This is a genomic window from Serratia sp. MF1(2023) (assembly GCF_030954545.1).
Lineage (GTDB): Bacteria > Pseudomonadota > Gammaproteobacteria > Enterobacterales > Enterobacteriaceae > Serratia > Serratia sarumanii.
Genome location: NZ_JAVHUX010000005.1, coordinates 94,277 through 121,034, shown reverse-complemented (window position 1 = coordinate 121,034; position 26,758 = coordinate 94,277). Strand labels below are relative to the sequence as shown.

General features: G+C 61.1%; 23 protein-coding genes. 16 read left to right on the top strand and 7 right to left on the bottom strand.

The genetic code is table 11. The features are described 5' to 3' along the window. Positions 1-148 precede the first annotated feature (148 nt). From fruA to fruB, 3 genes are read right to left on the bottom strand one after another with little or no spacing between them, the layout of a single operon-like run. Positions 149-1,831, bottom strand: coding sequence for a PTS fructose transporter subunit IIBC (gene fruA / locus REA38_RS01995; RefSeq protein ID WP_308884770.1), 1,683 nt, complete (start codon positions 1,829-1,831; stop codon positions 149-151). Between the two features lie 11 nt (positions 1,832-1,842). Further along, positions 1,843-2,784 carry a 1-phosphofructokinase gene (gene fruK, locus REA38_RS01990; protein ID WP_004935702.1) on the bottom strand — a complete coding sequence of 314 codons (942 nt, stop codon included), beginning with the start codon at positions 2,782-2,784 and terminating at the stop codon, positions 1,843-1,845. Next, entirely contained in the window at positions 2,781-3,914 is a 1,134-nt protein-coding gene (fruB, locus tag REA38_RS01985) for a fused PTS fructose transporter subunit IIA/HPr protein (RefSeq protein ID WP_308884769.1), read from the bottom strand. The genes fruK and fruB overlap by 4 nt, the downstream gene beginning before the upstream one ends. A gap of 247 nt (positions 3,915-4,161) precedes the next feature. Between fruB and REA38_RS01980 the strand changes: the two genes are divergently transcribed. From REA38_RS01980 to REA38_RS01965, 4 genes are all read left to right on the top strand, one after another. Then, positions 4,162-4,584 carry an NUDIX hydrolase gene (locus REA38_RS01980; RefSeq protein ID WP_033635266.1) on the top strand — a complete coding sequence of 141 codons (423 nt, stop codon included), beginning with the start codon at positions 4,162-4,164 and terminating at the stop codon, positions 4,582-4,584. Between the two features lie 232 nt (positions 4,585-4,816). Further along, complete coding sequence (locus tag REA38_RS01975) at positions 4,817-5,977, top strand: NapC/NirT family cytochrome c (protein ID WP_033648001.1); 1,161 nt, start codon at positions 4,817-4,819, stop codon at positions 5,975-5,977. Between the two features lie 12 nt (positions 5,978-5,989). Next, on the top strand, positions 5,990-8,464 hold the full coding sequence (gene torA, locus REA38_RS01970) for a trimethylamine-N-oxide reductase TorA (protein ID WP_033648002.1): 2,475 nt from the start codon (positions 5,990-5,992) through the stop codon (positions 8,462-8,464). A gap of 165 nt (positions 8,465-8,629) precedes the next feature. Further along, positions 8,630-9,805, top strand: a complete 1,176-nt coding sequence (locus REA38_RS01965) for a sugar efflux transporter (protein WP_060421883.1) — start codon at positions 8,630-8,632, stop codon at positions 9,803-9,805. Here REA38_RS01965 and REA38_RS01960 read toward each other — a convergent pair. Beyond that, positions 9,802-10,056 carry a YkgJ family cysteine cluster protein gene (locus REA38_RS01960; RefSeq protein WP_015378527.1) on the bottom strand — a complete coding sequence of 85 codons (255 nt, stop codon included), beginning with the start codon at positions 10,054-10,056 and terminating at the stop codon, positions 9,802-9,804. The two genes, REA38_RS01965 and REA38_RS01960, sit on opposite strands and share 4 nt — an antisense overlap. A gap of 263 nt (positions 10,057-10,319) precedes the next feature. Here REA38_RS01960 and mtr point away from each other — a divergent pair, with 263 nt between their 5' ends. Then, positions 10,320-11,564: a tryptophan permease gene (gene mtr, locus REA38_RS01955; RefSeq protein WP_039565074.1), complete on the top strand. Its 1,245-nt coding sequence runs from the start codon at positions 10,320-10,322 to the stop codon at positions 11,562-11,564. A gap of 126 nt (positions 11,565-11,690) precedes the next feature. After that, positions 11,691-12,263, top strand: a complete 573-nt coding sequence (gene yeiP / locus REA38_RS01950) for an elongation factor P-like protein YeiP (protein WP_004935725.1) — start codon at positions 11,691-11,693, stop codon at positions 12,261-12,263. Positions 12,264-12,306: 43 nt separating this feature from the next. On the opposite strand, the gene uxuA is transcribed toward yeiP, so the two are convergent. Next, positions 12,307-13,497: a mannonate dehydratase gene (gene uxuA, locus REA38_RS01945; RefSeq protein WP_101427161.1), complete on the bottom strand. Its 1,191-nt coding sequence runs from the start codon at positions 13,495-13,497 to the stop codon at positions 12,307-12,309. A 293-nt stretch (positions 13,498-13,790) separates the two neighbouring features. On the opposite strand from uxuA, the gene REA38_RS01940 reads away from it, so the two are divergent. Next, entirely contained in the window at positions 13,791-15,263 is a 1,473-nt protein-coding gene (locus REA38_RS01940; protein WP_101427162.1) for a mannitol dehydrogenase family protein, read from the top strand. A 62-nt stretch (positions 15,264-15,325) separates the two neighbouring features. Here REA38_RS01940 and REA38_RS01935 read toward each other — a convergent pair whose 3' ends face one another. Further along, complete coding sequence (locus REA38_RS01935) at positions 15,326-15,634, bottom strand: type 1 fimbrial protein (protein WP_033635274.1); 309 nt, start codon at positions 15,632-15,634, stop codon at positions 15,326-15,328. A gap of 318 nt (positions 15,635-15,952) precedes the next feature. Here REA38_RS01935 and REA38_RS01930 point away from each other — a divergent pair, with 318 nt between their 5' ends. From REA38_RS01930 to yejF, 9 genes are all read left to right on the top strand, one after another. Beyond that, positions 15,953-16,927, top strand: a complete 975-nt coding sequence (locus tag REA38_RS01930; RefSeq protein ID WP_033648007.1) for a GTP-binding protein — start codon at positions 15,953-15,955, stop codon at positions 16,925-16,927. 77 nt (positions 16,928-17,004) lie between these two features. Beyond that, positions 17,005-17,715 carry a phosphatase PAP2 family protein gene (locus REA38_RS01925; protein WP_043147725.1) on the top strand — a complete coding sequence of 237 codons (711 nt, stop codon included), beginning with the start codon at positions 17,005-17,007 and terminating at the stop codon, positions 17,713-17,715. A 410-nt stretch (positions 17,716-18,125) separates the two neighbouring features. Then, a complete protein-coding gene (gene mepS / locus REA38_RS01920) occupies positions 18,126-18,701 on the top strand; it encodes a bifunctional murein DD-endopeptidase/murein LD-carboxypeptidase (RefSeq protein WP_033635277.1) in 576 nt (191 codons plus the stop codon). Positions 18,702-18,713: 12 nt separating this feature from the next. Continuing rightward, positions 18,714-18,962 carry a hypothetical protein gene (locus REA38_RS01915; RefSeq protein WP_125460721.1) on the top strand — a complete coding sequence of 83 codons (249 nt, stop codon included), beginning with the start codon at positions 18,714-18,716 and terminating at the stop codon, positions 18,960-18,962. A gap of 151 nt (positions 18,963-19,113) precedes the next feature. Continuing rightward, entirely contained in the window at positions 19,114-20,697 is a 1,584-nt protein-coding gene (locus REA38_RS01910) for a cyclic di-GMP phosphodiesterase (RefSeq protein ID WP_039565063.1), read from the top strand. Positions 20,698-20,790: 93 nt separating this feature from the next. Then, on the top strand, positions 20,791-22,599 hold the full coding sequence (locus tag REA38_RS01905) for an extracellular solute-binding protein (protein WP_101427163.1): 1,809 nt from the start codon (positions 20,791-20,793) through the stop codon (positions 22,597-22,599). Positions 22,600-22,608: 9 nt separating this feature from the next. Further along, the gene (locus REA38_RS01900; protein WP_060421895.1) at positions 22,609-23,700 is read left to right on the top strand and encodes a microcin C ABC transporter permease YejB; all 1,092 of its coding nucleotides are present in this window, start codon (positions 22,609-22,611) and stop codon (positions 23,698-23,700) included. After that, a complete protein-coding gene (locus REA38_RS01895; protein WP_049234607.1) occupies positions 23,697-24,722 on the top strand; it encodes an ABC transporter permease in 1,026 nt (341 codons plus the stop codon). The genes REA38_RS01900 and REA38_RS01895 overlap by 4 nt, the downstream gene beginning before the upstream one ends. A gap of 1 nt (position 24,723) precedes the next feature. Continuing rightward, entirely contained in the window at positions 24,724-26,334 is a 1,611-nt protein-coding gene (yejF, locus tag REA38_RS01890; RefSeq protein ID WP_049234605.1) for a microcin C ABC transporter ATP-binding protein YejF, read from the top strand. 8 nt (positions 26,335-26,342) lie between these two features. Here the strand turns inward: yejF and REA38_RS01885 are convergent, their stop codons facing one another. Continuing rightward, positions 26,343-26,687, bottom strand: a complete 345-nt coding sequence (locus tag REA38_RS01885) for a YejG family protein (protein WP_004935763.1) — start codon at positions 26,685-26,687, stop codon at positions 26,343-26,345. Positions 26,688-26,758 lie beyond the last annotated feature (71 nt).

Sequence of the window (26,758 nt, the reverse complement as noted above, 5' to 3'; positions counted from 1 at the left end):
TTTTCAGGTTCAACAGGCGCGAAACTCATCGTGGCGCGAACAGGGTATCGTTCACCAGACGCCGAATAGATTTACGCAAGCCCATCATAGATCAAAATCGGTGTTGCAAAAACGGGGGTGACCATAGATTTTTTATGGCTGGACGCCGTTACGCCACGCTGGCCGCCGGCACTTCAGCACGTTTCAGCAGGGCATAAGCCACACCCGCCAACAGCGTACCGGCGGCGATCGCCACCAGGTACAGCAACACCGGCGAAATCGCGCCCGGGATCAGCAGCACGAACAGCCCGCCGTGCGGTGCCATCAACTTGGCGCCGAACGCCATCGACAGCGCGCCGGTCAGCGCCCCGCCGGCAATGCAGCACGGCAGCACGCGCATCGGGTCGCGGGCGGCGAATGGAATCGCCCCTTCGGTGATGAAGCACAGCCCCAGCACCAGCGCCGCCTTGCCGCCTTCCTGTTCGGATTTCGGGAACTTGCGGCGCGCCAGCAGCGTCGCCAGCCCCATCGCCAGCGGCGGCACCATACCGGCGGCCATGATCGCCGCCATCGGCGCATACACCGAGGAACTGAGCAGCGCCACGCCGAAGGCGTAGGCCGCTTTGTTCACCGGGCCGCCCATGTCGGTACACATCATGCCGCCGAGGATCGCCCCCAGCAGCACGGCGTTGGCGGTGCCCAGCGACTGCAGCCAATGGGTCAGGCCTTCCATGATTTTCGCCACCGGCGTGCCGATCACGTAAATCATGATAAGACCGGTGATCAGGCTGGCCACCAGCGGAATGATCAAGATTGGCTTCAGCGCTTCCATGCTCTGCGGCAGGCGCAGCTTGCTGCTGATCGCCTTGGCGACGTAACCCGCCAGGAAACCGGCGATGATGCCGCCGAGGAACCCGGCGCCGGTGCTCACGGCCAGCATGCCGCCGATCAGGCCCGGCGTCAGACCAGGGCGATCCGCGATGGAGAAGGCGATGAAACCGGCCAATACCGGCACCATCAGCGCAAAGGCGGAGCCACCGCCGATCTGCATCAGCGCCGCCGCCAACGTGCCTTTGACTTCAAACGCCTTGATGCCGAACACGAACGACAGCGCGATGCACAGGCCACCGGCTACCACCATCGGCAGCATGTAGGACACGCCGGTCAGCAGGTGGCGATACGGGCCGTTACCCTCTTTCTTTTTACCCGCCGGCGCCGCGCTACCGCGCTGCTGCGGCTGGAACACCTCGGCCTCGGCCAGCGCCTTGTCCAGCTCCTGGGCGGTTTTCTTCAGCGCCAGGCCGGTGGAGGTGCGGTACATCGGCTTACCGGCGAATTTATCCAGATCCACCTCGATGTCCGCCGCGACGATCACCAGATCCGCCGCCGCCACCTCTTCCGGGGTGATGGCGTTGCCGGCGCCGACGGAGCCGCGCGTTTCCACCTTCACCCACCAGCCGCGTTTCTTCGCTTCGCTTTCAATGGCTTCGGCCGCCATAAAGGTGTGCGCCACGCCGGTTGGGCAAGCGGTGATCGCCACGATGCGTTTTTGCCCGGCGGCTTTCACCGCCGCCGCCTGCGGCGCCTGATAGGTTTCAGCTTCGGCCTTGGCGCGCGCCAGAAAAGCGTCCGGTTCACGCACCGCCTGTTCTACGTCGCCCACATACACCAATTTGCCGTTCAGCCCGGCGTCAGCCGGGGCCGACTGCCCCGCCACCGCCACCAGTTCGGCGTCCTGCAGCGACTCGACCAGCGTCAGGCCGGTTTTGGCCGCGGCGGCCTCCAGCATGCGTTTCGCCAGGTGGCCACGGGCCTGCCCCAGCGAACTGTCTACCATCAGCAGCGTTTTCATTCTGCCTCCTGCTATTGATTGAAAGGTTTCAGATCGACGCGCGCCATCATCGCGGCCAACTGGGGACGATCGGTCACGCCGACGTTGCTCTGGCTGACCGCCAGCGCCGCTACCGCCGTGGCCAGACGCAAGGTGTGTTCGCTGGATTCGCGCATCAGCAGGCCGTAAATCAGGCCGCCGACCATCGAATCACCGGCGCCCACGGTGCTGACCACCTCACAGGACGGCGGTTTGGCGATCCAGGCGCCGGAGGCGTTAACCCACAGCGCGCCTTCAGCGCCGAGGGAGATCACCACGTGGGCGATGCCCTGCTCGCGCAGCGCATGCGCGGCCTCGACCACGTCCGCGAGCGCCGGCAGCGGGCGGCCGGCCCAGATCTCCAGCTCGCGGCGGTTCGGCTTCACCAGCCACGGCGAGGCCTTCAACCCTGCGACCAGCGCTTCGCGGCTGCTGTCGAAAATGATGCACGGGCATTTGGCGCGCAGCTGGGTCATCCAGTCGGTAAAGGCATCGGGATCGACGCCGGCCGGCAGGCTGCCGCTCACCGCCACCATGTCAAACTGGCCCAGCCAGCTCAGCGAGTCGCTGACGAAGCGATCCCAGTCCTGCGGCGTCACTTCAAAACCGGAGAAATTGAAATCGGTGACTTCGCCGTCTTTTTCCGTCAGCTTGACGTTGATGCGGGTGCGGCCCGGCACTACCTGGAAGCGGTTGGCGATCCCCAGATCGCTGAACAGCAGCTGGAAACCGTCCTGATTGTCTTTGCCCAGGAAGCCGCCGACGGTGACGTCGATGCCCAAATCCTTCAACACCTTGGCGACGTTGATGCCCTTACCGGCGGCGTGCAGGCCGGCGGTTTTTACCCGGTTGACTTCCCCGCGTTCGATCTGCGGACAAAACCCCACCAGATCGTACGCCGGGTTCAGGGTGATCGTTGCTACTCTTCTGCTCATGCTGCGCCCTCGCCCAGTCCTTCATTAATCGCTTCGCCGATCGCCTTCAGCGCGGCTTCAGCATCTTCTCCATTGGCGGTAAAGCGCAGGTGATGCCCTTTTTTCACGCCCAGCGCCACCACCTTCATCAGGCTGCGCCCGTTGGCCGGCTTGCCGCTGCCGTCCAGGTTGGTGACGGTGATGTCACTGTTGAAACTTTTGATCACGTTGACCAGCGCCGTGCCCGGCCGTGCGTGCAGGCCGTGCTCGTTGCGGATCACGAACTCGGCGCTCAGTACGCTGCTCTCCTCGGCCACTTCGCTGGTCAGCAGCGCCAGCACCCCGGCGGCATCCGCCTTCAGCAGGCGTTCAGCTTTGTTGGCCAGCAGCAGATCGCTGAGGTAGTTGAGCACCGTCAGCGGCTGCGCGTCGGCGACCGACACCGTCAGCAGCAGCGCCACCGGCTCGCCGTCTTCCACGAAAGCCTGCGCCGGGCGGCTGACGGTGGCCGCGCTGGCCAGGTTGCCTTCAACGCTGTCGCTCAGCCAGATGCCCTGCCCCAGGTTCAGCGGCTTGCGGGTAATGGCATCGCTGACGAACTGCGCGTTGACCGCGCCGGCCTTTTGCAGCCGGCCGGCGTTCAGCGCCTGCAGCGTCATCAGGCTGTCGGCCGCGACGTCGAGCGCAATCAGCGAAACGTCGAACTGGAATTCGGCGCTCTGCTGCTCGCCCATCAGCAGGCCGCGCAGCTCTTCCGCGGAGGTGGTTTTCGCCAGCCGCTCCGCCACGCCGTCATCGCTCAGCACGTGAGTAAGCTGGCGCAGCAGCGCCAAATGCTCGTCGGAACGGGCGGCGATGCCGATCGCCACATAGGCGGTCTGGCCTTCGCCCCAGGCGATGCCCTGCGGGAACTGGAACACCTGCACGCCGGTTTTCAGCACCAGATCGCGGGTATCGGTGGTGCCGTGCGGAATGGCGATGCCGTTGCCCAGATAGGTGGACGTCTGCAGTTCGCGCTGCAGCATGCCGTCCACGTAACCGGCGCTGACGCAGCCGGCTTCGGTCAGGGCGGCGGCCACCTGGCGGATGGCCTCCTGCTTATCGGCGGCAGCGGCGCCCAGATGAATGTCTTGCGGTGACAACTGGAACATGATTCTCCTCTCCTGCTGAATTGAATCGTTTCAGCTTCATTGAGAAAAAGGAGCGTTACCCGCTCGCCACAAGCGGCCGGATAACGCTGAAACGTTTCAAGGAGTGTGTGAGCAGCGCAAGGCGAAAGCAAGCTTTCTCCCTTTTGCCATTGCAGATTTTTGAGCTTACGCACACTTTCGCCGGCGCATTGGTCAGCGCCGGGGCAAAATGACATACTGTGCTGAAACTTTGCTGACGGAGAAAAGCATGAACGTAGTGACCGGCGTCGGGGTGATCATCGTCAACCCGCAGGGCGAGATTTTGTTGGGCAAGCGCTGCGGTTCCCACGCGCCCTTTTGGTCGATCCCCGGTGGGCATCTGGAGGCCGGTGAAACCTTCGAGCAGTGCGCCCGGCGCGAAATCGCCGAAGAGACCGGGCTGCTCATCGATCCGCCGCGCTTCGTGGGCGTCAGCAACAATCTGCAAACCTGGCGCGCCGAAGGCAAACACACGGTGTCTGTCTGCCTGCAGGTGGATCACCCCGGCGGCAGCGCCGAGTTGAAAGAACCCGAAAAGTGCGCCGAGTGGCGCTGGTGCGCGCCCGACGCCCTGCCGGAACCGCATTTCGAAGCCAGCCGCACCGCCATCCGGCTATGGCTGAGTGGCCAGCCCTATTTGCCCACGGCCTGAGCCATCGCGAACGCGTCCTGCGTTCGCTTCCCCTGCCGCTCGAACTCATCGCTATATACACCAGAATATAACGCTATTTTTTGCGATATATGCCCTTTTTTTGACTACGGATAACCCTATGGGGTTAACCCTCTTCTATATTACCCCTGCAATCGACGTGGCATTCTGACCTCCGGTCGGCGGCCTTTTGGCAAGATTTTATTTTAAATTCATAATTATAAGCGGGTTTACCATGAGCAAAAAACTGACTGGCTTTGAAAAAAAGCGCCGGTGGGGATGGCTATGGCTTTTGCTGCTGGGGATTATCCTCGGCGCGGCGCTGTTGGCCGGGACCGCCACCGTATTCCATAAAACCAGCGATACCGCCTTCTGCGTTTCCTGCCACACCATGCAACAACCGCTGGCCGAATATCAGGGCAGCGTTCACTTCCAGAACACCAAGGGCATCCGCGCCGAGTGCGCCGACTGCCACGTGCCGCACCAGCCGATCGATTACCTGTGGACCAAAATCCGCGCGGTGAAAGACATTTACGGCGAAATGGTCGGCACCATCGATACGCCGGAAAAATACGAAGCGCACAAGCTGGCGATGGCGCAGTCGGTCTGGAAAACGCTGAAAGAGAACGACTCGGCCACCTGCCGCTCCTGCCACAGCTACGACGCCATGGACATTACCGCCCAGCGCCCTGAGGCGCGCCTGCAGCACCCGGTGGCGATCAAACAGGGCGAGACCTGCATCGATTGCCATAAGGGCGTGGCCCACATCCTGCCGGACATGAGCGGCGAAACCCAGGCCGGCGCCGCCGAGCTGGCGAAGGCCGCGGCGTTGACCGCACCGGACGCCACCACCCTCTACACCATCGCCACCGAACCGTTCTTCCTCAGCGCGGACGACAGCCATAACGCCGGCAACCTGATGCCTTCCACCGAAGTGCAGGTGGTGAAACAGGATGGCGATAAGGTACTGGCCACCGTGAGCGGCTGGCAGCAGGACGGGGTCAGCGAAGTGTTCTACGCCGCGCAGGGCAAACGCATCCTCAGCGTGCTGCTGGGTGAAGACGCGCGCCAACAGCTGAAGACCGCCTCCACCCAGACCGATGCGGAAACCGGCCTGGTCTGGCATCAGGTTTCTCTGCAGGTGTGGCTGCCGCGTAAACAGTTGATTGACGATCAGCAAAAAATCTGGCGCTACGCCGCGGACATGATGTCGGCCAACTGCACCGGCTGCCACGGGCTGACCGCGCTCGATCGCTTCAACGCCAACCAATGGATTGGCGTCATCAAAGGCATGGCGCCGCGCACCTCGCTGACGCAGGAACAGCTGCGCGTGCTGACGCAATACGTACAAAAACACGCCAGCGACATGCCACCTGCCGCACCGGCCAAGCTTTAAGGGAGAAGCGCAATGAGCAACCAACAACCGTTAACCATGAGCCGCCGCCGCTTCCTGACCGGAGCCGCCGCTCTGGCCGCCGCCCCTCTGCTGGCGGGCTTATGGCCCAAAGCGGCGCTGGCGCAGGCCATCAGCGAAGCGCTGCCGCAGTTCATCGCCTTGCGTCAGGCGCAGAAAGGCATTCTAACCGGCGCCCACTGGGGCGCGTTCGAGGCCATCGTGCAGGACGGCAAGATGGTCGGCGTGCAGCCGGTGCAGGACGATCCGTATCCGAATGAGCTGATCGCCATGGCGCCTTATCAGGTGCACGCCGAGAACCGCATCAAATACCCGATGGTGCGTAAAAGCTGGCTGGAGGGCGGCCCCGGCAGCCGCACCGAGCTGCGCGGCCGCGACGAGTGGGTGCGCGTCAGCTGGGACAAAGCGACCGAGCTGGTGTGCAATGAGATCACTCGCCTGCAAAAAGATCACGGGCCGCAGTCGATCTACGCCGGTTCCTACGGCTGGAAAAGCGTCGGCATGCTGCACAACAGCCGCACGCTGCTGCAACGCTTGATGAACCTGACCGGCGGTTTCCTCGGCTACGCCGGCGACTACTCCACCGGCGCGGCGCAGGTGATCATGTCGCACGTGGTCGGTTCGATGGAGGTCTACGAACAGCAGACCGCCTGGCCGAACGTGATCGAGAACAGCGAGCTGGTGATCCTGTGGGGCTGCAACCCGATGGTCACGCTGAAAAACAGCTGGAACGTGCCGGATCACGTCGGCCAGACCGGCTTCGAGGCGCTGAAGAAGAAAGGCACCCGGGTGATCAGCATCGATCCGGTGCACAGCGACAGCGCCAAGTTCGTCAATGCGCAGTGGATCGCCCCGCGCCCTTATACCGACGGCGCCATGCTGATCGGCATCGCCCACACGCTGCTGACCGAGAAGCTGCATAACCCGGACTTCCTGAAAACCTACACCGTCGGCTTCGACAAGTTCCAGGCCTACCTGCTGGGCGAGAGCGACGGCGTAGCGAAAACCGCCGAATGGGCGGCCGACATCAGCGGCGTCGATGCCGACACGCTGCGCCAACTGGCGCGCGAGATGGCGAAACACCGCACCATGATCATGGGCGGCTGGGGCATTCAGCGCCAGCACCACGGCGAACAGCAGCACTGGCTGCTGGTGACGGTGGCGGCGATGCTCGGCCAGATCGGCCTGCCGGGCGGCGGCTTCGGCTTCAGCTACCACTATTCCTCCGGCGGCAGCCCGACCGCCAAAGGCGGCATCATCGCCGGCATCTCCGCCGGCAACGCGCCGAAGAACTCGCCGGCGCCGATCCCGGTGGCGCGCATCGCCGAATGCCTGAGCAACCCGGGCAAAACCATCGACTTCAACGGCGCCAAGGTCACCTACCCCGAGGTGAAAATGGTGTATGTGGCGGGCGGCAACACCTTCCACCAGCATCAGGACACCAATAACCTGGTCAAAGCCTGGCAGCGGCCGGACACCATCGTGGTCAACGAGCCTTACTGGACCGCCACCGCCAAGCATGCCGACATCGTGCTGCCGGCCACCACCAGCTACGAGCGCAACGATCTGGAAATGGGCGGCGACTATTCGCAGCTCTACGTGTTCCCGATGCACCAATGCGTGCCGCCGCAGCACGAGTCGCGCAGCGACTTCGACATCTTCTCGGCGATGGCGGCCAGGCTGGGCGTGCAGGAGGCCTTTACCGAGGGCAAGGACGAAACCCAGTGGCTGAAAGGCATGTACGACGACATGAAGAACCAGGCGCGCGCCGCCCGGGTGGCGCTGCCGCCGTTCGACATGTTCTGGCAATCCAACAACTACGTGCGCTTCCCGGTGCCGGAGGCCAACAAGCAGTGGGTGCGCTTTGCCGATTATCGCGACAACCCGCTGCTGAACCCGCTGGGCACGCCGTCGGGCAAGATCGAGATCTACTCCGACGCCATCGCCAAAATGCATTACGAGGATTGCCCCGGCATCCCGACCTGGATGCCGCCGCACGAGTGGTATCGCGGGCCGGAAGCGGCCAAGTATCCGCTGTCGCTCAATACCGCGCACCCGACCAACCGGCTGCACTCTCAGCTCGACAACACGCCGCTGCGCGAGAAATACGCGGTAGCGGATCGTGAAGCGATCCTGATCCACCCGCAGGACGCGCAGCCGCGCGGCATCAGCGGCGGCGATCTGGTGCGGGCGTTCAACGATCGCGGCCAGATCCTGGTGGGCGCGGTGGTCAGCGAAGACGTGCGGCCGGGCGTGGTGCGCATCAGCGAAGGCGCCTGGTTCGATCCGGCCGATCCGGCGCAGCCTGGCTCGCTGTGCAAGAACGGCAACGTCAACTGCCTGACCTTCGACATCGGCTCTTCCAGCCTGGCGCAGGGCAACTGCGGGCAGATGGCGCAGCTGCAGATCGAGAAGTATCGGGGGCCGGTATTGAAAAATACCGCGCACGCGGTGCCGCAAGGCGCCTGATCCCGCGATAACCCGCGATAAACTGGGGCGCGTAACGCGCCCCTTTTTTCCTCGTCGCCGCGCGACATATCCGCTTACCCTTCGTCGCAAGGGAGCGGTTTGCGTTTCATTTCAACGGGCGTATGATGCGCGCGACCTCCCTTTTTCGACGAATTATCAACCGCCATGCCGACTTCATCCGCAGTAACGCGACGCGCGCCCGATCTCACTTCGCTGGCCTTTTTGGCGGTGGCGTTTCTGACCGGCATCGCCGGCGCGTTGCAAACCCCGACGCTGAGCCTGTTTCTGGAAACCGAGGTCAAGGTACGGCCGGCGCTGGTCGGGCTGTTCTTTACCGGCAGCGCGGTGATCGGCATTCTGGTCAGCCAGTTTCTCGCCGGCCGTTCGGATAAACAAGGCGACCGCAAATCACTGATCTTCCTTTGCTGCATGCTGGGTGCGCTGGGGTTCACGCTGTTCGCCTGGAGCCGCAACTATTACCTGCTGCTGCTCGTCGGCGTGCTGCTCACCAGCTTCGGCTCCACCGCCAATCCGCAGATGTTTGCGCTGGCGCGCGAGCATGCCGATCGCACCGGACGCGAGGCGGTGATGTTCACCTCCATCATGCGCGCCCAGGTTTCCCTTGCCTGGGTCATTGGCCCGCCGATCGCCTTCGCGCTGGCGCTGGGCTTCGGCTTTAAGGTCATGTATCTGGCGGGCGCGGCGGCCTTTGTGCTGTGCGGCCTGCTGGTGTGGAAGCGGCTGCCTTCGATGCCGAAAACCGCGGCGACGAACGCGCCCCTGGCCGCACCGCGGCAGCATCGCCGCGATTCGCTGCTGCTGTTCGTCGCCTGCACCCTGATGTGGACCGCCAACAGCATGTACCTGATCAACATGCCGCTGTATGTGGTGCACGAGCTGCGGCTGCCGGAGCGGCTGGCCGGGATATTGATGGGTGCCGCCGCCGGGCTGGAGATCCCAATCATGCTGCTCGCCGGCATGGTGGCGAAACGCTGCGGCAAGCGTTGTTTGATGCGCGGGGCGGTGGTCGCCGGCGTGCTGTTCTATTGCGGCCTGCTGTTTATCACCGGCAGTTGGCCGCTGATTGCCCTGCAGCTGCTGAATGCGGCGTTTATCGGCGTGCTGGCGGGCATCGGCATGCTCTACTTTCAGGATTTGATGCCCGGTCAGGCCGGCACGGCCACCACGCTATTCACCAACACCATTCGGGTAGGCTGGGTCATCGCCGGCGCCATCGCCGGTGCAGTGGCGGAAATCTGGAATTACCATGCGGTGTTTTACGCCGCGCTGGCGATGGCGGCAGGCGCGACGCTGTGTCTGTGGACGTTGAGGGAAGCTTAAGGCGCGGTGTCCGCTTCCAGCCTGGCGAGATAAATCAGCGCCTGATCGCGGTGATCGTGGCACATGTCGCGGCTCGGCTGCAGGCTGCCGCACACCTTCGGCCGCAGCGGCGAATGAAACAGGCCACAGCGCAGCCGTTCATCCAGATGAATGCAGCGGGTATTGGCGGGCTTGCCGTTCGGCATGCCGGGGATCGGGCTGGATATTGACGGCGCGATACAGCAGGCGCCGCAGTCGCTGCGACAGTCCATCAGCGCTACTCCTGGTGGGCTGGGGAAAAGAAGCGCGACAATAGCAGCCGCGCGCGGCGGCCGCCAGCAGAATCCCTGCGCCCCGGCGATCTTTACACTCATCGCCCTGCGCCGGCCGGCTGCCTCCTATGGCGAAAAAACGCCCAACAAACCTTGATTTAAAGACAAAAACGCATGAAACGTGCAATTACCACGCTTTACATGCGCCATGCGCCCATGTACCATTGAGCTAGTACAAAAGAACCCATCCCCCAGGAGCACGCATGTCTACGGACACCATCCAGAAGCTGGCCCGCCCTTCCGTCCTCGGCGGCGCGATGATCATTGCCGGAACCGCCGTTGGCGCCGGCATGTTTTCCATTCCGATCGTCACTTCCGGTGTCTGGTTCAGCGGCTCCGTCGCGCTGCTGGTGTATACCTGGGCCTGCATGTTGCTTTCCGGCCTGATGATCCTCGAAGCCACGCTGCACTACCCGAGCGGCGCCAGCTTCAATACCATGGTCAAGGATCTGCTGGGCAAAGGCTGGAACGCCGTGAACGGCCTGTCGGTGGCGTTCGTGCTGTACATCCTGACCTATGCCTATATCTCCGCCGGCGGCTCGATCATCGCCCACACGCTGGAGGGCATCGTCGGCGTCGGCCAGACCACCGCCGGCCTGGTGTTCGCGCTGGTCGTGGCGTTTATCGTCTGGCTCTCCACCCGCGCGGTCGACCGCCTGAGCACCATTCTGATCGGCGGTATGGTGATCACCTTCGTGATGTCGGTGGGCGACATGTTCACCCACGTGCAGCCCGCGGTGCTGTTCAACACCGGCGATGACCAGGCCAGCTATCTGCCTTACGCCCTAGCGGCGCTGCCTTACCTGCTGACCTCGTTCGGCTACCACGGCAACATTCCCGGGCTGGTGAAGTATTACCATAAGGACAGCGGCTCCGTGGTGCGCAGCCTGGTGTACGGCACCCTGCTGGCATTGGCTATCTACATCCTTTGGCAGTACGTGATCCAGGGCAATATCGCGCGCGACGCCTTTAAGCAAGTGATCGCCGAGGGCGGCAACATCGGCAGCCTGCTCAAGCAAATGGGCAACGTCTCCAGCAGCCAGACCGTCAGCCAACTGCTGAACGCCTTCTCCTATATGGCGCTGGCCAGCTCGTTCCTCGGCGTGTCGCTGGGCCTGTTCGACTACCTGGCAGACTTCTGCAAGTTCAAGGACGACGCCGTCGGACGCAGCAAGACCGCGCTGGTGACCTTTGTGCCGCCGACCCTGGCCGCGCTGCTGTTCCCGAACGGTTTCCTGTACGCCATCGGTTTCGCCGGGCTGGCGGCCACCGTCTGGGCGGTGATCGTGCCGGCGCTGATGGCGCGCGCCAGCCGCCGCCACCACCCGCAGGCCGGTTACCGTGCACCGGGCGGCAACGGCGTGATCCTGTTCGTTATCCTGTTCGGCCTGATCAACGCCGCCGCGCATATTCTTTCGCTGTTCGGCCTGCTGCCGGTCTTCCGCTAATCCCCGACGGGAGGGCGATCGCCCTCCCTTTCCCGCACTGTTTTTACGCCGGGCTATTGCCTGAAATCGGCGGCGCGAGTACCTTGTCGCAACTTCTCTAATACTCTTCATTGCGGATGAATTGAAATGGCAAGAGCTAACGAAATTAAGCGCGGCATGGCGATCAGCTACAACGGCAAGCTGCTGCTGGTAAAAGATATCGACGTGCAGAGCCCAAGCGCCCGCGGCGCCAGCACCCTGTACAAAATGCGCTTCTCCGACGTGCGCACCGGCCTGAAAGTGGAAGAACGCTTCAAGGGCGACGATATCCTGGACACCATTTCCCTGTCGCGCCGCAAGGTGAACTTCTCCTATATCGACGGCGAAGAATACGTGTTCATGGATGACGAAGACTACACCCCGTACATCTTCAAGAAAGACCAGATCGAAGACGAGCTGCTGTTCATTCCGGAAGGCGGCCTGCCGGGCATGCAGGTGCTGACGCTGGACGGCCAGGTGCTGGCGCTGGAGCTGCCGCAGACCGTGGATATGGAAATCGTCGAGACCGCGCCGGGCATCAAAGGCGCTTCCGCCAGCGCCCGCAACAAACCGGCCACCATGGCGACCGGCCTGGTGATCCACGTGCCGGAATACCTCAGCGCCGGCGACAAAATTCGCATTCATATCGCCGAACGCCGCTACATGAGCCGCGCCGACTAGTCGACGCCAGCGGGGCCGGAACGCGGCCCCGTTTCATTTTCCGCTACGGCAACTCCGGGAAAAAACGCCGCTTGAGCGCCAGCTCGACGCCGCGCAGCTCCGCCAGCCCTTTCAACCGCCCGATGGCCGAATAGCCCGGATTGGTTTTCTTTTTCAAGTCGTCCAGCATCTGATGCCCATGATCGGGGCGCATCGGGATCGGCCGCCGATCGCCCGCCCGCTGCCGACGCAACTCTTCGGTCAGGATCGCTTCGATCACCGCCACCATGTCCACATCGCCCTGCAGGTGCGCCCCTTCGTGGAAGCTTTTCGGGTTCTCCTCGCGGCAGGTGGCGCGCAGGTGGGTAAAGTGAATGCGATCGCCAAAGGTTTCAATCATCCGCACCAGATCGTTGTCGGCGCGCACGCCGTAGGAACCGGTGCATAGGGTGAAGCCGTTATAGATGCTGTCGACGGTCTGCTTCAGCCACTGCATGTCTTCAATCGTGGAGACGATGCGCGGCAGGCCGAGGATCGGCCGCGGCGGATCGTCGGGGTGCACCGCCAGCCGGATGCCGACCTCTTCCGCCACCGGCACGATGGCGCGCAGAAAGACCGCCATGTTCTCGCGCAGCCGCGCCTTGTCGATGCCGTCGTACTCCGCCAACCGGCGGCGGAACTGTTCCAGCGTGTAGCCCTCTTCCGCCCCCGGCAGCCCGGCGATGATGTTGCCGGTCAGCCGGTTTTTTTCCTCCTCGCTCATGGCGGCGAAATAGGCCGCCGCCTGACTGCGCTCTTGCGGCGTATAGTCGGCCTCGGCGCCGGCGCGCTGCAGGATATGCAGCTCGAACGCGGCGAAGGCGATCTGATCGAAGCGCAGCGCTTTGGAACCGTCCGGCAGCGGATAGGCCAGATCGGTGCGCGTCCAGTCGAGGATCGGCATGAAGTTGTAGCAGACGGTGTCGATGCCGCAGGTCGCCAGGTTACGCAGCGACTGTTGATAATTGGCGATGTACCGCCGCCAGTCGCCGCTGTGGGTTTTGATCTCCTCATGCACCGGCACGCTCTCCACCACCGACCACACCAGCCCCTTTTCCGCCAACAGCGCCTGTCGCGCGCGGATCTCATCGATCGGCCAGACGTCGCCGTTCGCGATATGATGCAGCGCCGTCACCACCCCGGTCGCCCCGGCCTGACGCACGTCGTCCAAAGAGACCGGATCGTTCGGGCCATACCAACGCCATGTTTGTTCCATGTTTTGTCCTTATGCCTGTCTCGCACCGCGATGCTGTTATACCAGTTTAATTTAGATGTCAGCTACCTTTAACTTACTCTTTCGCCCTGCGCTGTCAAAACCGAACCCCTCATTGGTTGATCCACTTCACGATTCTGGCTTATTTTGGACTGACCAATTCCTTTAGCTGGCCGACATCCTTACACTGGTCGCAGTTTTTTATCGCCGGCGCCCCCCTGCCGATGTGGCAGAAAACTGGTCTGCTAACTTGGCGCAACTGGCCCGCCAGCTGTCTTACACGCTTTGGAGATGAGATGAAAACGATCGCCAACACCCCATTGCCGGGCGCCGTCCGGCAGCCGGGCTATGACCGCCGGGCTCTGCGCAGCCGCATCGTGCACCTTGGCTTCGGCGCGTTCCACCGCGCGCATCAGGCGCTGCTGACCGATCGGGTGCTGAACGCCCACGGCGGCGACTGGGGCATCTGCGAGATCAGCCTGTCCGGCGGCGTGCCGCTGTTTGAGGCGCTGCGGCAACAGGATCATCTGTACAGCGTGCTGGAGAAAGGCGCGGACGGCCATCAGGCCATCGTGATCGGCGCGGTACATGAGAGCCTGCACCGCAAGCTGGAGGGCATCGCCGCGGTGCTGGAGAAACTGGCCGAGCCGCAGGTGGCGATCGTCTCGATGACCATCACCGAAAAAGGCTACTGCATCGAGCCCGGCAGCGGGCGATTGGATCGGCAGCATCCGGGGATCGTCGCCGATCTGGCGACGCCGCATCAGCCGCAGACCGTGCCCGGCATTTTGGTGGAGGCGCTGCGGCTGCGGCGCGAACGCGGCCTGCCCGCCTTCTCCCTGCTCTCCTGCGACAATATTCCGGAGAACGGCCACGTGCTGCGCCGGGCGGTGCTCGATCTGGCGCAGGCGCGGGATCCGTCGCTCGCCGATTGGATCGCCACCGCCGCCACCTTCCCCTGCACCATGGTGGATCGCATCGTGCCGGCCGCCACGCCGGCCACGCTGGATGAGATTGCCGCCGCGCTGGGCGGTGTGCGCGACGACTGCGCCATCGCCTGCGAGCCCTTTATTCAATGGGTGGTGGAAGACAACTTCGCCGCCGGACGCCCGGCGTGGGAGCTGGCCGGCGCCCAGCTGGTCAGCGATGTGCTGCCGTTTGAGCACATGAAACTGCGCATGCTGAACGGCAGCCACTCGTTCCTGGCTTACCTCGGCTACCTGGGTGGCTACCGCTATATCAACGAGTGCATGGCGGATGAACACTACCGTCGCGCCGCCCTGCGGTTGATGCTGGACGAACAGGCGCCCACCCTGAGCGTTACCGGCATCAGTCTGACCGACTACGCCGCACAGCTTATCGCGCGCTTCAGCAACCCGGCGCTGCAACACCTCACCTGGCAGATCGCCATGGACGGTTCGCAGAAGCTGCCGCAGCGCATGCTGGACGCGGTGCGCTGGCATCTGCGGCACGGCGGCGACTATAGCGGGCTGGCGCTGGGCGTGGCGGGCTGGATGCGTTACGTCGGCGGCGTCGATGACGCCGGTCAGCCGATCGACATTCGCGATCCGCTGGCAGACGTGCTGCAACAGACTATCGCCGCTACGCCGGACGATCGGCGGCGCGTAACGGCGCTGCTGGCGCTGAAATCGGTGTTCGGCGAATCGCTGGCAACGCATGTGGCGTTTGCCGACGCGGTGACGCAAGCCTATTTGTCGCTGCGCGATCGCGGTGCGCGTGAAACGGTGAAGGAGTGGGTGCTGCGGTGAGAAGCCTGCAGGGCCGAGAATAACCATGCCGGCGTAACGTTACGCCGGCATGGCGGAACGACTTAACGATAAACGACCGTCATAACAGCGAGTTTCTTCTGTTGGTCTACCCACTTCATTTCGGTTGTGCCTAGATTTAGCGGAAGTTCTTTGCGTGTAGTATCAAAACCTGACAACGCTTGCTGGGCCTGATAACGCTGGCCGTTGCGGTAACATTGCGTATTCGCCTTAGAATCTGCAATATTGACCGTGCAAGGACTTTCAACGATAGAACCGACGAAGCGAATTACCCCGCCGGCCACTCCTGCATGACTCACTGCCGTCCATGAAAACAACATTCCTACGATCAAAAATAACCGAAAGGTATTCATGGCAACCTCATTTTTAGTTAAGCCAATTTAACCATAGAGGATCTTGTTAGGAATAATCGCAAGGAAAGGGACGAGATTTGATCGTTAATCGTGTCATTAACAATGTAAAAACAAGCTACTAACAAAAGTTAACCGCATCTAATACAGGGTTTTATCTAAGAATTTTCTTGTTATGAACGGTGGATTTTGTCGGTTGAAAAGCGCATGGTGACGTGCAAAATTTGCGAGATAGAGCACAAATTAAATCGCGGCGTTTTCACCGATAAGGCTGCGTAACTCATTTATTAAGCAGGTTAATTTTTGCTCCAGGAATTATTAATGACCAAAACCAATTTGATTACCGGTTTCCTCGGCAGCGGTAAAACCACCACTATCCGCCATTTGCTGGCTCATAAGCCCGAACATGAGCGCTGGGCGGTATTGGTCAATGAATTCGGCGAGATCGGCATCGACGGCGCGCTGCTGGCAGACAGCGGCGCGGTGCTCAAAGAGATCCCCGGTGGCTGCATGTGCTGCGTCAACGGCCTGCCGATGCAGGTGGGCTTGAATATGCTGTTACAGCAGGCCAAACCGGATCGGCTGCTGATCGAGCCGACCGGGCTCGGGCATCCGAAACAAATTCTGTCGCTGCTGACCCAGGAGAGCTATGCCGGCTGGATCGATCTGCAGGCCACCCTGTGCCTGCTGGATGCCCGCCAGCTCAGCCAGCCCCGCTACCGCGACAACGAAAACTTCCGCGATCAGCTGGCCGCGGCCGACGTTATTTTGGCCAGCAAAAGCGATACCTATCAGCCGGAAGACAGGCGGGCGCTGGAGGCCTGGAGGGCGCAAGATCCGCTGCGGCGGCCCTGTTATGCCATCGCGCAAGGCGAAGCGGATGTCGCGCTGTTGTCACTTCCGCGCACGAATCGTACAGAATTGCCGGACGCGCAGCATCATCATGGTCAGGCGAAAACGCAGGGGCTGGCGGCGCTGCGGCTGCCGGAGCACGCCCGCTGGCGGCGAGCGTTGAACGAGGGGCAAGGCTTCACCAGCTGCGGCTGGATTTTTGACGGCGACACCCAATTCGACACCGTCGGCTTTATGGAATGGGTGCGACTCGCGCCGGTAGAACGCGCCAAAGGCGCGGTGCGCATCCCCGAAGGCACATTGCTGATCAATCGTCAGGGACAGGATCTCAACATCGAAACCCGCCCGGTCGCGCCGCTCGACAGCCGAATTGAGCTTATCCACAGCGAAAATGCCGATTGGAACGCCCTGCAATCCGCCTTGTTTAAGATTCGTTTAAGTTAGACCCCGTACCGTTGCCCCCCGGTTGCCGCAGGGCGGCCGGGTTTTATTTCGTTTTCATTTTGCCAACAGGTTATGTCATGACACGCCGCAATTTACCCCTCATTATCCTCTTCAACTTACTGGGCGTTGCGCTGTTCCTGTCCTGGTTCCTGCCGGCCAATCACGGCGGCTGGTTTACCCTGGACTCGGCGATCTTTTTCTTCTTTAACCGCCATCTGGCCACCGACCCGGCGTTTTTGCACCTGGTCGCCATCACCAACAACCGCGCGTTTGACGTGATTTCGCTGCTCGCCATGGGCCTGCTGTATTTGTACTTCTACCTGAAGCAGGACGCCGCCGGCCGCCGCCGCCTGGTGATCACCGGCGTGGTGATGCTGCTGACCGCCGTGGTGCTGAACCAGCTTGGCCACCTGCTGCCGGTGAAGCATCCGAGCCCCACCCTGACCTTCGACAATATCTATCGCGTCAGCGAGCTGACCGGCATCCCCACCAAGGACGCTTCCAGCGACAGCTTCCCCGGCGACCACGGCATGATGCTGATTATTTTTTCCTGCTTTATGCTGCGCTATTTCGGCCGCCGCGCCTTCGCCGTCGCCCTGCTGATTACGCTGCTCTTCTCATTGCCACGCGTGATGATTGGCGCCCACTGGTTTACCGATATTGCCGTCGGCTCGCTGTCCGTGGTGCTGGTTGGCGCCAGCTGGGTGCTGATGACGCCTTGCAGCGACTGGATCGTCGATCGGTTGAATCGCCTGTTGCCCGGCAAGCATCGCCCCGGCCAACCATAACTTGCGTCTATGACTCATGCCGGGAGGCGCTCGCCTACCGGCCTTAATCCCTTCGCTGAGCGCAAAATATCGTCACCGCCCGTTAACGCTTTTGCAACCTGATTTCACGCCAGATTCATACATCGGACAATTGGCGTTTTTTATATGAAGATTTACATTATGTTACATCACAAATTCATATAAAAAAGACGGGAAAAAGGCTCGCAATCCCCTATTTGTTCCGGTAATCTCAGATGCGTTTGTGCCTGGTTTAAGTCGAATCAGTATGGAATCCGATAAAAATGTGCGTTCTCGCACGTTTTCAACGGTAACTGGTTGTCGATGCAACAGGTGCGGACTAGGCTCGTTTCGTTTGGCATTTTTCAGGTAGCGACTTTCGTCGTTAAGGACTTCAAGGGAAAACAACAACAATGGTCAAATCTCAACCGTTTCTGAGATATTTTTTGCGGGTAGTCCCTGCAATTGCCGCTGCGGTTATGCTCTCCGCATGCAGCTCGACTCACACTTCGAACTTGAATAACGCACAAACTGAGATGCGTGCAGTTAATGACAAAGACGGTCTTTTACTGCAAGCCTCTCAGGATGAATTCGAAGCGATGGTCCGCAACGTTGACGTCAAGTCAAAGATTATGGATCAGTACGCGGACTGGAAAGGCGTTCGCTACCGTTTAGGCGGTGACAGCAAGCGCGGCATCGATTGCTCGGCGTTTGTTCAACGCACCTTCCGCGAACAGTTCGGCATGGATTTACCGCGTTCTACCTATGAACAGGAAGATCTCGGCAAGAAAATCCAGCGCACCAAGCTGCGCGTCGGCGATTTGGTGCTGTTCCGCGCAGGTTCCACCGGGCGCCATGTCGGCATCTATTTAGGCAACGATCAGTTCGTTCACGCCTCCACCAGCAGTGGGGTCATGATTTCCAAGCTGACCGATAACTATTGGAATAAACGTTATCGAGAAGCGCGCCGGGTGTTGACCAACGGTTAACGGCGCAATGCCTTGAAGATCCTGAATACCAAACGAGCGATAAGCGCCGCCTACGGGCGGCGTTTTTTTTGGTTGTCTAACAGATATCATCAAGATTGCTCCCTGCCTTATCGCCATCTTTCTCCGCTTAACGCTGCCGCACGCCATTATTTTGATAAACTGTTGGCAGGAAATCGCGCCATCGAGGAAAAACTCGCCTATTATCGTCAGATGACGGCAACGGCGCCCCGGCGTTATTTAAAACGTTTCCGCTTAAAATAGGCGCATTATATTTCTGTCGGCGACGCCGCATATTTAAACAACGCCGCCGGTTGGTACGGGATAAAAAGGCAAAAATGAAAAAAAAGCCGTTGGCACAATCCATTAAATGGCTGCGCGACACCCCTGACGCCCTGTTGCAGAGGACTCGGTTATGGGCTTGAAAAGAGCTTTTGCCCGCAGCGTGTCTCACCGACAGCGCAGCCTGGCTAAAAGCGGCGTCGCCGCCCTGGTATTTTTTACGCTCTTCACCGCGGTCACGCTTTCTTTGATTAACCACCAGCGCACGCAATATCAACATAAGGTCGAAGCGCGCACGCAAAAGTTCACGCTGGGTTATATCTCGCACCTGAAGACGGTGATGCAGCAAATGATGCCGCTGCTGGCCAAGCCTTGCCTCTCAAGCCAGTCGGACATTACCTACCAAGCGGCCTTTACCAGTGGCGTGCGCACCTTCCTGTTGGTGAAAGACGGCTACGCCTATTGCTCTTCCGCCACCGGCGACATGATGTTGCCGATGAAAAATCTCTACCAGGATATCGACTGGAATCTGCCCCTGGATCTCAAGCTGCAGCAGGGCACGCCGATCGTGCCGAACAAACCGGCGGTTGCAGTTTGGCTGCGGCATCCCGACGAAAAGGCCACCGGCATCCTCGCTACGCTGGACATCGATCTGATGCCCTATCTGCTGTTCACCTCGCACGACGAACAGGCGCCGGGCATCGCCATCGTGATGGGCAACCGCGCGCTGACCACCTTCAGCCCGAACCTGATGCCGGTCGATCAGTTGCCGAAGGGCAAGGCGGATAAACTGACGCTGCCCAATCTGCCGCTGACCATCCTGTTCTACAACGAGAAACTGACCCCCAACGACATTCGCCTGACGCTGCTGGGCAGCCTGGTGCTGTCATTGATGATCGGCGTACTCTGCTATTACATGCTGCTGCTGCGGCAAAGCCCGGAACGCGCACTGCTGCGCGGCATCAAGCGCAACGAGTTCTTTATCGAATACCAGCCGGTGTTCCATACCGACAGCAACAGCATCGGCGGGCTGGAAGCGCTGATCCGCTGGCAGCATCCGATCGAAGGCCGCATCCCGCCCGACGTCTTTATCCCCTACGCCGAAAGCAACGGGCTGATCGTGCCGCTCACCCGCCACCTGTTCAGGCTGATCGCCGAAGATGCGCCGCAGCTCGCCAAAGCGCTGCCGCGGGGAGGCAAGGTCGGGCTCAACATCTCCCCCGCCCACCTGAGCGCGCCGTCGTTCCACCAGGACGTGTATGAACTGTTGACGCAGCTGCCGGGCGATTACTTTACGCTGGTGTTTGAAATCACCGAGCGCGGCATGGTGGAAGAAGAGAGTGCGCTGGCGGAGTTTGACTGGCTGCACAAACAGGGCATCGAGATCGCGGTGGACGATTTTGGCACCGGGCACAGCGCGTTGATCTATCTTGAGCGCTTCACCATGGATTACCTGAAGATCGACCGTGGCTTCGTCAACACCATCGGCCAGGACACGGTCACCGCGCCGGTGCTGGATGCGGTGATCTCGCTAGCGAAAAAGCTGAAAATGCTGACGGTGGCCGAGGGCGTGGAAACCGCCGAGCAGATGCAGTTCCTGCAAGAACACGGCGTTAACTTCATGCAGGGCTACTACTTCAGCAAGCCGCTGAGCATCGACAATTTCGTCGCTTACTGCAATGCTCATCAGGTCTTTGATTATCAGGCAAATAAATAGTTAGTCTTTAAGCATCTTTACCCTGCGCCCGCCCGAAGAATGTTATGCTGGGCGCAGGTTGTACTTTATTCCACAGCAGGAGCTTACCGTCTGATGTCCGTGCGCATTTTCGCTGCTCTGGTGCTCTCGGCACTGAGTTTCGGTCTGCGGGCCGAAGCCCTCAACGAAAGCTACGCTTTCGCCCTTCTCGGTGAACCGAAATACGCCACCGACTTCAGCCATTTCGACTACGTCAACCCGGCGGCACCCAAAGGCGGCGACGTGCGGCTGGCGGCCATCGGCACCTACGACAACTTCAACCGCTTCGCTACCCGTGGCGTGCCCGGCGAACGTACGATGGAGCTGTACGATACGCTGTTCACCAACTCCGACGACGAACCCGGCAGCTATTATCCGCTGATTGCCGAATCGGCCCGTTTCCCGGCCGACATGCGCTGGATGGAGTTGGATATCAACGCCCGCGCCCGCTTCCAGGACGGCAGCCCGATCACCGCCGCCGACGTGGCCTTCACCTTCAATAAATTCATGACCGAAGGCGTACCGCAGTTTCGTTCCTATTACAAAGGCGTTACGGTCAAGGCCATTTCCCGGCTGACGGTACGCATCGAGCTGCCTAAAGCCAACCGTGAGCAAATCCTCAGCCTGCTCAGCCTGCGCGTATTGCCGGAAAGCTTCTGGAAAAACCATAAGCTCAACGAACCGCTCAGCACCCCGCCGCTCGCCAGCGGCCCGTATAAAATCGCCGATTACCGCCTCGGCCAGTACATCACCTACCAGCGAGTGCGCGACTACTGGGCCGCCAACCTGCCGGTGAACCGCGGCCGCTACAACTTCGACAGCATTCGCTACGATTATTACCTGGACGATAAAGTATCGCTGGAAGCTTTCAAGGCCGGCGCTTACGATTTCCGCATCGAGCCGTCACCCAAAAGCTGGGCCACCCAGTATCAGGGCGGCAACTTCGCGCGCAACTACATCATCAAGCAGGATGAGACCAATCAGGCGGCGCAGAATACCCGCTGGCTGGCGTTCAACCTGCAAAAACCGCTGTTCGCCGATCGTCGGGTACGGGAAGCGATCGGCCTGGCTTTCGACTTCAACTGGATGAACAAGGCGCTGTATTACAACGCCTATCAGCGCGCCGACAGCTATTTCCAAAACACCGCCTACGCCGCCCGCGGCTACCCGGACGCCGCCGAACTGGCCTTGCTGGCGCCGCTCAAAGGCCAGATACCGCCGGAGGTGTTTACCAGCATCTACCAGCCCCCCTCCTCCGACGGCAGCGGCAACGATCGGCAAAACCTGCTGAAGGCGACCCAATTGCTGAAAGAAGCCGGTTGGGTGGTCAAAAATCAAAAGCTGGTCAACGCCAAAACCGGCCAGCCGTTCACCTTCGAACTGATGCTGCTGAGCGGCAGCAACTTCCAGTACGTATTGCCCTTCCGCCACAACCTGCAGCGGCTGGGCATCGAGATGCAAATTCGCGAAATTGACGCCTCTCAGTACACCCGTCGCATGCGTGAACGCGATTTCGACATGATGTCGACCGTATATATGGCGATGCCGTTCCCCAGCGCCGATCTGCAAATCCTGTGGGATTCGCAGTACATCGATTCCAGCTACAACACGGCCGGCGTCAAAGATCCGGCGGTCGACAGCCTGGTGAGGCAAATCGCCGCCCATCAGGGCGACGAAAAGGCCCTGTTGCCGCTCGGCCGCGCGCTGGATCGGGTGCTGACCTGGAACAACTACATGCTGCCGATGTGGTACTCCAACCACGATCGTTACGCCTATTGGGACAAGTTCTCCACGCCGCCGATCCGCCCGGCCTATGCGATCGGCTTCGATAACTGGTGGTACGACGTCAACAAGGCGGCGCGTTTACCGGCTCAACGGCAATAAGGAGTCGGAATGGCGGCCTATCTGATACGCAGACTGTTACTGGTGATCCCCACGCTGTGGGCGATCATCACCATCAACTTTTTTATCGTGCAAATTGCCCCCGGCGGCCCGGTCGATCAGGCCATCGCCGCCATTGAGCTGGGGCATGGCAGCGGTTTTGGCAGCGGCGGCGTCAGCGAAGGCCTGGGCCATGCCCGAGCGGGCATCGCGGCAGGCGACAGCCAATACCGCGGTTCGCGCGGTCTGGATCCGGAGGTGATCGCCGAGATCACCCAACGTTACGGCTTCGATAAACCGCTGCACGAGCGCTACTTCACCATGCTGTGGAACTATATGCGCTTTGACTTCGGCGACAGCCTGTTTCGCGGCGCCTCGGTGATGCAGCTGATCGGCCAAAGCCTGCCGGTCTCCATCACGCTGGGCCTTTGGAGCACGCTGATCATCTACCTGGTGTCGATCCCGCTCGGCATCCGCAAGGCCGTCTACAACGGCAGCGCGTTCGATACCTGGAGCAGCACGCTGATCATCATCGGCTACGCCATTCCGGCTTTCCTGTTCGCCATCCTGATGATTGTGCTGTTCGCCGGCGGCAGCTACCTCGACTGGTTCCCGCTGCGCGGCCTGGTCTCCAGCAACTTCGACACCCTCTCGTGGCCGGCGAAGATCGCCGACTACCTGTGGCACATCACGTTGCCGGTGCTGGCGACGGTGATCGGCGGCTTCGCCACCCTGACCATGCTGACCAAAAACTCGTTCCTCGACGAGATCCGCAAGCAGTACGTCACCACCGCCCGCGCCAAGGGGCTGGATGAGAAAAAGATCCTGTACCGCCACGTATTCCGCAACGCCATGCTGCTGGTGATCGCCGGTTTTCCGGCCACCTTTATCAGCATGTTCTTCACCGGCTCGCTGCTGATAGAAGTCATGTTCTCGCTCAACGGCCTGGGGCTGCTGGGCTACGACGCCACGCTGCAGCGCGACTACCCGGTGATGTTCGGCACGCTGTATATCTTCACCCTGATCGGCCTGCTGTTGAATATCCTCAGCGATATCACCTACACCCTGGTCGATCCGCGCATTGACTTCGAGGCCCGCCAATGAGCCGCCTTAGCCCGATCAACCAGGCGCGCTGGGCGCGTTTTCGCCGCAACCGCCGCGGCTACTGGTCGCTGTGGATCTTCTTGGTGCTGTTCACCCTGAGCCTGGCCGCCGATCTGATCGCCAATAACAAACCGCTGTTGGTGCGTTATGAAGGCCGGTTGTACCTGCCGTTTATGATTAACTACAGCGAAACCGCCTTCGGCGGCGAGCTGAACACCGAAGCCGACTATCAGGATCCGTTCGTACAGCGGCAGATCGAACGGCACGGCTGGGCGGTTTGGGCGCCGATCCGCTTCAGCTACGACACCATCAACTTCGCCACCGAGGTGCCCTTCCCCTCGCCGCCTTCGCGCCACAACCTGCTCGGCACCGACAGCAACGGCGGCGACGTGCTCGCTCGTGTGCTGTACGGTTTTCGCATCTCGATGCTGTTCGGCCTGGCATTGACGCTGTTTTCCAGCCTGATCGGCGTGTGCGTCGGCGCGACCCAGGGGTATTACGGCGGGCGTTTCGATCTGTGGGGGCAGCGCTTTATCGAAGTGTGGTCGGGCATGCCGACGCTGTTTCTGATCATTCTGCTGTCGAGCATCGTCCAGCCCAATTTCTGGTGGCTGCTCGGCATCACCATCCTGTTCGGCTGGATGAGCCTGGTGGGGGTGGTGCGCGCCGAATTTCTGCGCACCCGCAATTTTGACTACATCCGCGCCGCGCGCGCCATGGGCGTGCCGGATCGCGTTATCATGTCCCGCCATATGCTGCCCAACGCCATGGTGGCGACGCTGACCTTCCTGCCGTTTATCCTGTGCGGCTCGATCACCACCCTGACGTCGCTCGATTTCCTCGGTTTCGGTCTGCCGATCGGTTCGCCGTCGCTCGGCGAGCTGCTGCTGCAAGGCAAAAACAATCTGCAGGCGCCGTGGCTCGGCATCACCGCCTTCCTGGTCTTGGCGGTGCTGCTGTCGTTATTAATCTTTATCGGCGAAGCGGTACGCGACGCCTTTGACCCCAGCAAGGCGCATTGATATGGCCACTCCTTTGCTCACTATTCAGGATCTCAGCATCGCCTTTCGCCAGGGCGACACCGTTACGCCGGTGGTCAACGAACTCTCGCTGCAAATCGCGCCGGCGGAAACGCTGGCGCTGGTGGGGGAATCCGGCTCCGGCAAAAGCGTCACCGCCCTGTCGATACTGCGCCTGCTGCCCGCGCCGCCGGTGGTTTACCCTGCCGGCGATATCCTGTTCAACGGCGACTCGTTGCTGCATGCGCCGGAAGCGGCGCTGCGCAAGGTGCGCGGCAATCAGATCGCGATGATCTTTCAGGAGCCGATGGTGTCGCTTAACCCGCTGCACACCATCGAAAAACAGCTGGCGGAAGTGCTGATGCTGCACCGCGGCCTGCGGCGCGATGCCGCGCGCGCAGAGATCGTCGAATGCCTGGAGCGCGTCGGCATCCGCCAGGCCAAAAGCCGGCTGCAGGACTATCCGCATCAGCTGTCCGGCGGTGAACGCCAGCGGGTGATGATCGCCATGGCGGTGTTGACTCGACCGAAACTTCTGATCGCCGACGAACCCACCACCGCGCTCGACGTCACTATCCAGGCGCAGATCCTGACGCTGCTGCAAGAATTGAAACGAGAGATGGACATGGGGCTGCTGTTTATCACCCATAATCTGAATATCGTGCGCCGCCTGGCGGACAACGTGGCGGTGATGCGTCAGGGGCGCTGCGTGGAGCAAAACGCCCGCGCGCGGCTGTTCAGCCGGCCGCAGCATCCTTACACGCAGCAGCTGCTGGCCGCCGAAGACGTCGGTGAACCGCTGCCGTTGCCTGCCGCGGCCAACGGGCGCCCCGGCGACGAGCGGCCGCTGCTCAAGGTGGAGAACCTGCAGGTGCGCTTCCCCATTCGCCGCGGCCTGCTGCGCCGCACGGTGGATTATCACTATGCATTGAAATCATTGAGTTTCGAGCTGCGGGCCGGGGAAAGCGTGGGGCTGGTGGGGGAATCCGGCTCGGGCAAAAGCACCACCGGGCTGGCGCTGCTGCGCCTGTTGGCCTCGCAGGGCGCCATCTGGTTCGACGGCGAACCGCTGCATCCGCTCACGATGAAGCAGATGCTGCCCTACCGCAGCCGGATGCAAATCGTCTTCCAGGATCCCTATTCCGCCCTGAACCCGCGCCTGAACGTGCAGCAAATCATCGCCGAGGGGCTGGAAGTGCACCAGCAGCTTAGCGCCGAGCAGCGGGAACAGCGCGTGATCGAGGTGTTGCAGGAGGTCGGCCTGGATCCGCAGCTGCGCCATCGCTATCCCACCGAGTTTTCCGGCGGGCAGCGCCAGCGTATCGCCATCGCGCGCGCGCTGATCCTGCAGCCGCAGCTGCTGATCCTCGACGAGCCGACCTCTTCGCTGGATAAATCGGTGCAGGCGCAGATCCTGGCGCTGCTGAAATCGCTGCAGCAACGTCACCGGCTGGCTTATCTGTTCATCAGCCATGACCTGCAGGTGGTGCGTTCGCTATGCCACCAGGTCATCGTGCTGCGACAGGGAGAAGTGGTTGAACAGGGAGACTGCCGGGCGATTTTCGCGGCGCCCGCCGCCGACTATACCCGTCAACTGCTGCAGTTGGCGGATTAGCGGCGAATTCAGAAAGGGTATTGCGCGCTGAGCGGTTCGGCGATCGCGGCGCCGACGTTTTTGAGGCGGCACATGGTGGCGCTCTCGTCGCTGCGCTGCACGAACAGGCAAGGCTCTCCTTCCCATTCGACAATCGCGCAGTCGACCTGAATCTCCTGCAGCGACAGATTGAGCTGTTGCATTACCTGCCAGGCCTCGGCCCCTTCATGGCTGAGCAACTTCAGCCCAATCAGGTTGTTATCTTCGTCTATTCCGTTAAACGGAATCGGTTCGACCTTCACGCCGGTGAAACCGGATAGCCAACGATAACTTTGCGGCAAGCGATGCACTACCGAAAGTTGGATACTCTCCACATGAAATCCCTAGTTTGAAAAGGTGAAACACTTTTACCTGACAGGGTTACTAAGTTATAGCCGTTGACTCC

Bases quoted from the DNA above. Each gene is read 5' to 3' on its own strand.
- fruA (WP_308884770.1), bottom strand. From the start codon at position 1,831: ATGAAAACGCTGCTGATGGTAGACAGTTCGCTGGGGCAGGCCCGTGGC.
- fruK (WP_004935702.1), bottom strand. From the start codon at position 2,784: ATGAGCAGAAGAGTAGCAACGATCACCCTGAACCCGGCGTACGATCTG.
- fruB (WP_308884769.1), bottom strand. From the start codon at position 3,914: ATGTTCCAGTTGTCACCGCAAGACATTCATCTGGGCGCCGCTGCCGCC.
- REA38_RS01980 (WP_033635266.1), top strand. From the start codon at position 4,162: ATGAACGTAGTGACCGGCGTCGGGGTGATCATCGTCAACCCGCAGGGC.
- REA38_RS01975 (WP_033648001.1), top strand. From the start codon at position 4,817: ATGAGCAAAAAACTGACTGGCTTTGAAAAAAAGCGCCGGTGGGGATGG.
- torA (WP_033648002.1), top strand. From the start codon at position 5,990: ATGAGCAACCAACAACCGTTAACCATGAGCCGCCGCCGCTTCCTGACC.
- REA38_RS01965 (WP_060421883.1), top strand. From the start codon at position 8,630: ATGCCGACTTCATCCGCAGTAACGCGACGCGCGCCCGATCTCACTTCG.
- REA38_RS01960 (WP_015378527.1), bottom strand. From the start codon at position 10,056: ATGGACTGTCGCAGCGACTGCGGCGCCTGCTGTATCGCGCCGTCAATA.
- mtr (WP_039565074.1), top strand. From the start codon at position 10,320: ATGTCTACGGACACCATCCAGAAGCTGGCCCGCCCTTCCGTCCTCGGC.
- yeiP (WP_004935725.1), top strand. From the start codon at position 11,691: ATGGCAAGAGCTAACGAAATTAAGCGCGGCATGGCGATCAGCTACAAC.
- uxuA (WP_101427161.1), bottom strand. From the start codon at position 13,497: ATGGAACAAACATGGCGTTGGTATGGCCCGAACGATCCGGTCTCTTTG.
- REA38_RS01940 (WP_101427162.1), top strand. From the start codon at position 13,791: ATGAAAACGATCGCCAACACCCCATTGCCGGGCGCCGTCCGGCAGCCG.
- REA38_RS01935 (WP_033635274.1), bottom strand. From the start codon at position 15,634: ATGAATACCTTTCGGTTATTTTTGATCGTAGGAATGTTGTTTTCATGG.
- REA38_RS01930 (WP_033648007.1), top strand. From the start codon at position 15,953: ATGACCAAAACCAATTTGATTACCGGTTTCCTCGGCAGCGGTAAAACC.
- REA38_RS01925 (WP_043147725.1), top strand. From the start codon at position 17,005: ATGACACGCCGCAATTTACCCCTCATTATCCTCTTCAACTTACTGGGC.
- mepS (WP_033635277.1), top strand. From the start codon at position 18,126: ATGGTCAAATCTCAACCGTTTCTGAGATATTTTTTGCGGGTAGTCCCT.
- REA38_RS01910 (WP_039565063.1), top strand. From the start codon at position 19,114: ATGGGCTTGAAAAGAGCTTTTGCCCGCAGCGTGTCTCACCGACAGCGC.
- REA38_RS01905 (WP_101427163.1), top strand. From the start codon at position 20,791: ATGTCCGTGCGCATTTTCGCTGCTCTGGTGCTCTCGGCACTGAGTTTC.
- REA38_RS01900 (WP_060421895.1), top strand. From the start codon at position 22,609: ATGGCGGCCTATCTGATACGCAGACTGTTACTGGTGATCCCCACGCTG.
- REA38_RS01895 (WP_049234607.1), top strand. From the start codon at position 23,697: ATGAGCCGCCTTAGCCCGATCAACCAGGCGCGCTGGGCGCGTTTTCGC.
- yejF (WP_049234605.1), top strand. From the start codon at position 24,724: ATGGCCACTCCTTTGCTCACTATTCAGGATCTCAGCATCGCCTTTCGC.